2 protein-coding genes are annotated in these 9,160 nt (G+C 46.7%); both read left to right on the top strand.

From position 1 onward, the window contains the following. Positions 1 to 298 precede the first annotated feature (298 nt). The gene (locus tag AC1DUA_RS21405; protein ID WP_477501699.1) at positions 299 to 3,814 is read left to right on the top strand and encodes a LamG-like jellyroll fold domain-containing protein; all 3,516 of its coding nucleotides are present in this window, start codon (positions 299 to 301) and stop codon (positions 3,812 to 3,814) included. Positions 3,815 to 4,086: 272 nt separating this feature from the next. Then, the gene (locus AC1DUA_RS21400) at positions 4,087 to 8,982 is read left to right on the top strand and encodes an Ig-like domain-containing protein (protein ID WP_477501698.1); all 4,896 of its coding nucleotides are present in this window, start codon (positions 4,087 to 4,089) and stop codon (positions 8,980 to 8,982) included. Positions 8,983 to 9,160: the final 178 nt, after the last annotated feature.

The following is a 9,160-nucleotide window of genomic DNA, read 5'->3' as shown; positions in this document are numbered from 1 at the left end:
TTCCATATACTCACTCATTCAAGCATAAGAAGACGAGAAAAAACATATTGTGGGAGCTTTTGTCGAAAGCCTTGTCATCACATGTTTTCTTTAATAAAATAACATATTAACCAGTTGTTATTGTGTGTTTTTACATTGTTTTTCTTTTGTAAATTCTCGATGAAAGTCTTGTTAATTCTCCTTTCCTCGCATAAGATCACAGAGTAACTAGTTGTTATTATGTGTATTTATATTGTTTTGGTTTTGTAAACGTGTTTACAAGCAGCAAAAACATTTCTTTATTCGGGAGGAAGTCCAAGTGAAAGTAACGTTTAAGCAGGTATTCATGTCTACGTTAACGGCTACACTTTTAGCAACTTCTGGTTTGACGGCTACGCTGCCATTCATGGCGCAAACCGCCTATGCCGCAGTCGTTGCTTCGGACCTTGCGCTTCAATTGAAGTTTGAGGACAATGCAGTCGACAGCTCCACAAACGCAACCAATGTCACAGCAGTGGGAAATCCGACCTATGTGTCGGGAAGAGAAGGGAAAGCACTTAATCTCAACTCAACGGGTGCGAATAGACAATATGTGAATTTGGGCAATCCAGCTAATTTACAATTCGGCACGAGCACTAACTTTACATTGGCGTTCTGGGTGAAATCACCTGGTGTATCAAGCGATCCGCCAGTTATTGCTAACAAAAACTGGGCGAGCGGCAGCAATGTAGGTTATGCCTTGTCTTTACAGCCGAACAATAGTTTGAAATGGAACTATAACACGCAGGGCAGTTCCCGGGCCGATGCGGAGATTCCGAATGTAGCTGACGGGAAATGGCATCACATCGTTGTCTCTCATGATCGAACGACCGGGCGTGCGGATTTCTATAGAGACGGAATTCCAGTAGCGATTTCGGTGAAAACCGGCACGTTATACCAAAGCATATCGAGTAGTATGAATATTGCTGGCAGAACGGGAACGATTGATTCCGGATTGCCCACGATGATTGGCAACGATGGTACAGGCAATTACGAGGTACCAACATTTGATATGCAAGTGGACGAAATGCAGGTTATTAAACGGGCCGTCACTGCACAGGAAGTCGGGGATATGTTTAATAGTGCGCCTCCGGTAGAGGTGAATGAGAACTTTAAAGGCTCGCTGAACTTAATAGGCGCTGAACATGCGGTTCAAGGAAGTACCTTCCGAGTCAATCTGGATCTTCGTACGCCAACGATGAGCACGGCAGTGGATAAATCAGTTATTGAGCTGGCCTATGACAGCAACTTATTCGAGTTCGTAAGCGCAACGAACGCGATATCTACAGATACATCCACCCCGGGCATCGTGAAGTTGACCATTCCGGGAGGTATCGTATATGGCCAATCCAATCCGCTCGAATACAGCAAATCGAGAATTTCTGAAGTCTTTTTCAAAACGAAAGCGGATGCTGGGCAAGGACAAATTCAAGTAAGTAAAGCAGAGTTTTATGCCGGTGCCACCAAAATGGTCAATGATTCGTTTACTTCACAACCGGAAATCGTGCAAATCCACCCAAAAGCAACAGAAGACTTGAATAAGGACGGTGTCGTTACGGTAGGAGATCTTGCACTTGCTCTGGGTAATTCCTCAGAATTGCAAAACGCAATTGCCGCCAACGCACAGTACTTTCCGTATAAAAGGGTTGTCGTGATTGGCATGGATGGCGGCGGTTTGTCCGTGATGCCAAATGCGCCGTATTGGGAGACCCCAAGCTCCCTGAAGGAGCAGGTCGGTAACAGGCAGATCGCACCTAACCTGCGTAGCCTCATTGTAAAAGGCGCTGCCAGCTACACGGCCAAAACGACACTGCCATCAAGTTCGTCCCCCAATTGGGGTGCTATGTTGAATGGGGTTGACTTTAGCAAACATCAAATCAACAATGACGATAGCGGAATGTTTTATTATTCGGAAACCTCCCGATATCCTTCTGTCTTCAAGAAGATACGAGAAGCTTTGCCTAATAAGAAAATGGTCGCTTTCGCGCAGTGGAAAAATATTTTGGACGGACATATTGAGCCGTCTGTGGGCGTCGAAATCGGTACAGGAAGCGATGAAGCAGACGCAGCTGCTTTCGCGCAATATGTGGCTAGCGGAAAAGCGCTCGATACGTCGCTCATGTTCATCCAATTTGACGATATGGATCATGCGGGACATGGTGTCGGATTCTACACCAAACAGTATTACGAGCAGTTGACGAAAACGGATCTGAACGTAGGAACTGTTGTTAACTCTCTACGTGATAAAAACTTGCTCGATGATACGTTGATTGTCATGCTGCCGGATCACGGCGGAGGCACGGAGAACGCCAATACGACGCTGGGAAGCGCAACTTCACACGGTCAGGATTCACCGCTGGCGACAACGATTTTCTTTGCAGCTAACGGAAGAACGGTTGCAACGGATACAGGCAAGGAGAAAATCTTGCAAGGTGGAACGACCAAAGATTTGGCTGCAACGGTATTGAAGGGGTTAGGCATTAACGTATCCATCGGTGATTCACAAGGAATTAATGGCATGTTCGTGGCACAGAAAGATCAAAACAAAGCGGATGCGCCAAATCTACAGCTGACTAAAGTGGTAACACCAACAACGCAGCAGCTTAAGTATTACGAGTTGGCTGTTAGCAATACGGCATCCCCCGCCAAAGCGATGGACATCGTCGTAGCGACGAACGGGCTGAATGTAACGGCCGTAGAATCCGTTCAAGAGGGCGTGAAGGTGCTTCGAAGCGAGTCGGCTAACGGACGTACGAGAATCGTACTAAGCGCAGACAACGGCATTACGCCAGATGCAGCTTTGTTGAAGATTCAAGCGACATCGCAAGATGAGTCAGCCACTGCATCGTTGGAAACAGCTGTAGTTGCCAATGCGCTTGGTCAAGAAACGCTGCCGAATTTGAAAAGTGCGGTGCGCGAGGATACGACTGTGCAGATTCCAGTGACGGGAGTGCAGGTCGACAAATCTGCCGCAACAGTTAAACAAGGACAGACGACAGAGTTGACTGCTACTGTACTGCCAGCGACTGCGAGCAACAAGAATATCACTTGGAGCAGCAGTGATACTTCTGTAGCGAGTGTGGAGAATGCAGCGGGCAAAGGGGTTGTAACCGGAGTTAAACCAGGGACGGTTACGATTACAGCCACCAGTGTTGACGGAAGCTTTAAGGCGACAAGTCAAGTGACTGTGGAAGCGGCAATACCTTCAAGTGCGGAGACGACGCTGAGCAGTGTTTCCTCCGTAGCTCCAGGTAGCGAATTCGTTGTTCGTTTGGGGCTGAACAAGGTAACGAGCCAAGTTTACGCTGAGGATTTTGTGTTAAATTATGATGAGAGCCTACTGGAGTTCGTATCGGCCAAATCGGTCAAAGAGAAAGTAAGTCTTGTTGTAACAAAGAATACCTCTGGTAAATTACGTCTTATTTCAGCTAGCGAAGGTGCTGGGAACGCGATTACGGGAGAAACACCACTGCTTGAAGTAACCTTCCGAGCAAAGTCTGTCTCGCAATCGGCATCAGCAGCCATTACTGTAGCAAACGCTACGCTGGCTGACAGCACGGGGGCAGAAACAGCAGCAGCTGTGTCATCGGTAGGAGTGAATATATCGGTGGGCACCCCAGGCGATATCAACCATGATGGCAAAGTCAGCATTGGCGACCTTGCTTTTGCAGCTGCTAATTATGGTAAAACATCAGCGAGTGCAGATTGGCAGGTAGTGAAGGCAGCCGATGTCAATGGCGATGGTAGCATTAACATCGATGATCTCGCAGCGATTGCGACGAAAATCATTGAATAAATGAAAAAGTGCAGGGATCAGAGAAGATAGTTTCTCTGATCTCCTTTTACCTCTAATTTTAATTGTTCGCAAAAGTGTATGATTGATGATACAAAATGTGTCATTTTTCTACATGAGTGCAAGCTTGTTGAAAATTTTGTCGAATCTCTCGTAGTAAATAAGTAAAGAATTTAAACGAAAAAGTAAAGATAATGCACACGATTTGGACAATACGTACTGTATCATATGGAGAAGACTATAGCTTCTCATACGATACAAAGGAGCCGTGAATCATGCACTTTATTAAAACGTTTAAACGCACTGTTTCTTTCGGTGTTGTTTCGCTTTTGGCTGTCAATGTGGTGAATTTACCTCTCGGCATCAGCAGCCCTACAGCCTATGCGGCAGTTATTCCATCGCCATCGGCAATACCTACAGTAGTGAGTACCTACGTGGTAGCTGACAAAGCGCAGATTGCGACGCTCGGCGAGCAAGTTCAGCTTAAGGTAATGGCTCACATGAGCAATGGAACAGAAGTAGAGCTGAAGAAGACGATTGCCTCTAGTTCAACAGATCCTGAGCTTAACAGTGTTCATTACACCTCAACCGTTCAAGGTGTAACGATCGATGATGCCACTGGCATTTTGACGTACGATGGCTCTGCGGGCAATGTGCCTGTGGATGTCAAAGCGGATATCAAGTATTTGGATGTGAAATATTTCGAGGGGTTTGAAAGCGGTAACATCGGGAGCTTTACTTACGACCCGAGTGCCACGACAACAACATCAACAGCAGTAGTGGCCAAAACAGGGACTGGCATTCCAGCGCATAGCGGCACTTACAGTGCTAATCGTACTGGACCAACAACGAATACGGTACGAGTTGATATGGGCGCAGCTCTGAATGGGGTTGTTACGGCATGGTTTTATAATGGGTCCGCTGGGGCAACTTCCCCTTCTGATCAGTCTAGAAACAATATCTACGTAGGTACCAAAACCACATCTGGCGCTGTAAATGTATCAGCTGGGCTGCTCATGGGGGAACATTGGGATGGAGCCACGGGCTCTGGGACTAAATTTACTACGAGATTGATGTCTTCCGCATTTTCTCCTTCATCCGTGAATCGTGGAACAACGCCAGCCTGGCATGAGTTCAAATGGGACCTGACTTCAGGGACCGATGCCAAGATGTACATCGATGGAACTTTGGTTGGTACGACAACAGCGGAAACGAAATACCAATACGTCGCTTTGCTCGGCAATTGGTTACCTAATAATGCCGTTACTTATTATGACGATATTAAAACGACACAGCTTGGAACAAGTCTCTCGGCGACACTGTCGATACCGGTTACGACTGCTGATTTAGCAGAATTAACCGTAGCAGGTCAAGGCGGAGCGGCAGCGATTACAGATGATGCAGGTACACTGCAAATGACAGCGGCTGTAAATCCTGCTGGCGCACCTTCCATGGTGACATGGAAAGTGGAAAATGCAGACGGTACGCCAACGAACAGCGCTGAGATTTCGGCAACGGGCTTATTGTCAGCGAAGGGGAATGGGACCGTCAAAGTAACGGCTACTTCCACGGTTAAGCCGGAAATATCGAGTAGCGCTTTAATAACGATCCTGCAAGGAGCGGATGTCGCAACGATTTCGAGCACGGGCGTTCTTACACCAGTTAAAGCTGGCAACGTGCAAGTTCAAGCAACTGCCAATGATCCAAGCGGTGCGAAAAGCAATATTTTGCAGGTAACATTTGATGTCAAAATGACTTCTCTGACGGTGACAGGAGCAGGTGGAGCTACGGAGATCACTTCGCGTGCAGGACARCTCCAAATGGGAGCGAGTGCTCAGCCAGGAGGCGCGCCAACCTCCAACGTAGCTTGGTCGGTAGAGAATGGGACAGGAAGTGCTTCGATTAGCAGCACGGGATTGTTAACAGCGATTGACAATGGCTCCGTGACTGTCAAAGCAACAGCACAAGACGGCAGCGGTGTCGTCGGTCAAACGATTATTCAAATCTCGGGTCAAGGCAGCCATACCTTCTATGTGAGTTCCTCTTCCGGCGATRACGCGAATGATGGATTAAGCGCAGCTGCACCATGGAAAACTTTGAATAAAGTGAACAGCACGACATTTATTCCCGGTGACAAGATTTTGCTCAAAGCAGGCGATGCATGGAATGGTCAATTATGGCCGAAAGGTTCAGGGGCGGAAGGTAGCCCGATTATCATCGACCAATATGGCACAGGCAACAGACCTCTTATTAACGGGCAAGGGAATAATTTCGATCAAACGATTTACAACTCAACGACGACTTACAACTCGGGGGCTGTGTTTCTGAAAAATCAGGAATACTGGGAGCTGAGCAATCTAGAAATAACAAATGATGACAATTTTGCGATCGAGAATAACGATTCTGCTGCGCTAAGAGCGGGTATTTTCTTTACCATCGATGCCAATGAAAGTGATCGGGTATACAACCACATTTATATCCGAAACTGTTATGTACATGACATTGATGGCAACAACAACGCAGGACCCAAAGAAAATGGCGGCATCATCGGCGTTGTCAAAGGAACAGCTCCAACAAGCCAAGTAACATCAGCTAGATTCAATGATGTGAAGGTTGAAAATAACACGATCCGCAAAGTCGATCGCGTTGCCATTCGTGTTGCGGCTCATGCGAACTACGTCGGCGACGATTCATTCTCAACGACAGCTACATTTAAATATGGCAATTGGAACACGGGTTTTTACATCGCGCACAACACCATGGAAGATGTGGGCGGTGACGGCATTATTTTACGGGATACGGATGGAGCTGTACTGGAATATAACTACTTGAACAAATTCGGTACGCGGGTTGCGAGCAGCAATGCCATCGCAGGGATTTGGCTGGCAGTCGCCAAGAACACCCTCATTCAGTATAACGAGGTAACGGGAGGTCCCGCTAATAATCAGGACGGATGCGCTTTTGACTTCGACGAATTCCTGATTAATACGGTTTACCAATACAATTACAGCCATGACAATCCGATGGGCTTTATGCTCCTGATGGGTACTAATGAGAACGATGTATTGCGCTACAACGTCAGTCAGAACGACGGCATTATATTCAGACACTTTGCTTTTGATGAGAAAACAACGGGCTCCATTTACAATAATGTGTTTTATTATGATGGCAGTAAAAACCAAATTATGGGTTCAGGCAACACGGTGAAAGGCGGTTATAGTTTCTATAACAATATTTTCTATAACACGAACACGACAACACCTACGAATTGGCTGAACAACAGTTGGAGCAATGCTTTGTTCAGCAACAATGTGTTCTATGAAGCGGGTGGCGTCCATCCTGCCAATGAGCCTAACGATGCCAACAAGGTGACAGCTGAACCTAAGTTTGTACATCCAGGTGGTGCAGGATCAGGTTTGGCAACAGCCAATGCTTATGAACTGCAGCCAGACTCACCTGCCATTAATGCAGGAATAGCGATGACTAATAATGGCGGTAAAGATTATGAAGGAAATCCGTTATACAAAGGATTTGCGGATATTGGCGCATTCGAATACCAAGGCGAGACAACGGGAGTGAATCACCGTCCATTGATCTCGAATGGGAAATACAGCGTAAAAGTAGACCGCCCAGTAACAGGAAAGCTCACTGCAAGCGACCCTGATGGCGATCAACTACATTTTTCAATCGTAAGCAATGGCTCTTTAGGTACGGTTCAACTGTTGGATAGTACAACTGGCGACTTCGTCTACACACCTAATCCAGGTGCGACAGGGAACGATAGCTTCACGTTCAAAGCGTCTGATGGGTTACTCGATTCTAATATCGGAACAGTCACTGTTGCCATTGCGCAGTCGAATCTGCTCCAAAACGGTGGATTCGAAGCTGGTACAACATCGCCGCCTCCAGGATGGACTTCGTTCTATGGTACAGGCGCCACAATCATTAGCGATCCAGCCAATGTACATTCCGGCAGCAATGCCGTGAAGTTTGTTAGCAATAATTCAGGTGCTGAACAAGTCGTAAGCGGTTTGACGCCGAATACGAACTATGTAGCTAGAGGCTGGATTAAAGTGATGGATGCCGGCAATATGCAAAGTATTGGCGTCAAAAATTACGGCGGCAGCCAGATTTCAAAATCAATAAGTACACTGGATTATTCAGAAGGTAAAATCATTTTCAAAACAGGCGCTGCAAATACATCTGCGAACATTTATTCATGGAAAAATACAAATGCGAGCAACGATGGAAAAGTGGCGTATATCGACGATTTCTCACTCTCGTTATATGAGAGTCCTACAGCAGTAAGTACAACTGTGAATACGGTGAAAGACGCTGTATATAATGGCAATTTGTCGGTCAGCCGTTATGATGGGGATGCACTTACCTATTCACTTGCTGTCAACGGCACGAAGGGGACAGCGGTGATTACGAATCCGGCAACAGGTGCATTCACGTATACACCGAACCCAGGCGCAACGGGAACAGATTCGTTTACATTCAAAGCAAATGACGGCGTAGCTGATTCTGATGAGGCTGTTATCACGGTGCAAATTGCGGCTTCACCAATGGTTCTTTCGACAGAACTTACGGGGGGCAGCAGCGTACAATCCGGTGAGTCTTTCAAAGTCACATACGGGTTGAAAAACATAACACAAGCGGCATTGGCCCAAGATGTGACTGTTGATTATGATGCAAATACCTTGGAGTTCGTATCTGCAAAATCCGTGATTAACGGCGTCACCATGATAGAGCCGATTACGCAATCAGCAGGCAAGCTGAGAATGATCATTGTAAGCGAGGGCATAGCTCATGCGGTTAGCGGTGATGCACAAGTTGTGGAGCTGACTTTCCGAGCTAAAGTTGTTAAGCAAAATACAACAGGTACCATCACGGTATCGAAGGCAGTTCTCGGCGATGCGCAAGGCGGAGAGGCGCAAGCAGCAGCTTCGAGCTACAGCGTAGCGATTATTGCACCGATTCCAGGCATTCCAGGCGATCTCACGAATGATATGAAAGTAACGATTGGGGATTTGGCAATTGTGGYAGCGAACTATGGCAAAGATACAAACAGCCCGGATTGGGAGCAAGCGAAAAAGGCAGACGTTGTGGCTGATGGCAAAATCGATGTTGACGACCTTGCGTTTGTTGCATCAAGAATGATGGACTAATAAATAAAGGGGGAGTGAAATACTCCCCTCTTTTTTAGCTTTTAGCCTAGGGAATGTCTAGCTTAATTAACGGAAGGTATCCGTTGAAGGAGGTACGAATGAAACCAAGAATAATTGTTCAACTCATTCTTACGCTGCTCGTTCTCATCTATGTCATCCCATTTACGCCACATGCAGC

It is taken from the genome of Paenibacillus sp. 01T422 (assembly GCF_056398785.1).
Note: the sequence above shows the minus strand (reverse complement) of the source record. Positions and strands in the feature narration are given on the sequence as shown.